Below are 828 nucleotides of genomic sequence, written 5' to 3' on the forward strand. Positions count from 1 at the left end.
GACGACTATCGCCAGCGCGCCGGGAAGTCGACGGCACTCTATGCCGCTTTTGATAAAGCCTCAAAGGCACTGGTCGCCTTTAAGCTCTCAAGCATTGATGTGGCTTATGAGGACTCCAGCGATCGGGTAAGCACTATGCAGTTTATCCTCTACTGCGCTATCGCCTGTGCCCTGCTGCTGGCCGGACTGGCCTGGTCAGTGATGACCAACCTGGTGGTAAAACCGCTCAACAATGCCGTTACCGTGTTTGACCGCATTGCTGAAGGCGATTTACGGGCGCGTATTGATGCCAGCGGCAAAAATGAGATCGCCCATCTGTTTGCCGCCGTGCAGCGTATGCGTGACGGACTGGAAAATATGGTGCTTGTCGTGCGTAACGGTACCGATGCGATTGGCGCGGGCGTTGAGGAGATAGCTTCCGGCAATATCGATCTTTCCAGCCGCACCGAACAGCAGGCCGCCTCGCTGGATGAAACCGCGTCGAGCATGGAACAGATCATGGCGACGGTCAAAAACAACGAGGACAACACGCGCAAAGCAAACGCACTGGCGCAGAAAGCCTCGGCATCGGCTTCACGCGGTGCCAGCGTGGTCTCTGATGTGGTGTCGACCATGAGTGCCATCGAACACAGTTCGGCCAAAATCGGTGATATCGTCGGCGTGATTGATGGCATTGCTTTCCAGACCAACCTGCTGGCACTCAACGCCGCAGTCGAAGCGGCACGTGCGGGCGAAGCCGGTCGCGGCTTTGCGGTCGTCGCCTCTGAAGTGCGGGTGCTGGCCCAGCGTAGCGCAACCGCCGCAAAAGAGATCGGCACAATGATCGAT

The 828-nt window shown here is 57.7% G+C and carries 1 protein-coding gene; it reads left to right on the forward strand.

Annotation, left to right across the window (positions count from 1 at the left end; translation table 11 throughout):
* The coding region (locus WH277_RS01380) for a methyl-accepting chemotaxis protein (protein WP_339503933.1) at positions 1 to 828 on the forward strand (828 nt) is incomplete at both ends.

Source organism: Erwinia sp. MYb416 (assembly GCF_037479575.1).
GTDB classification, from domain to species: Bacteria; Pseudomonadota; Gammaproteobacteria; order Enterobacterales; family Enterobacteriaceae; genus Erwinia; species Erwinia rhapontici.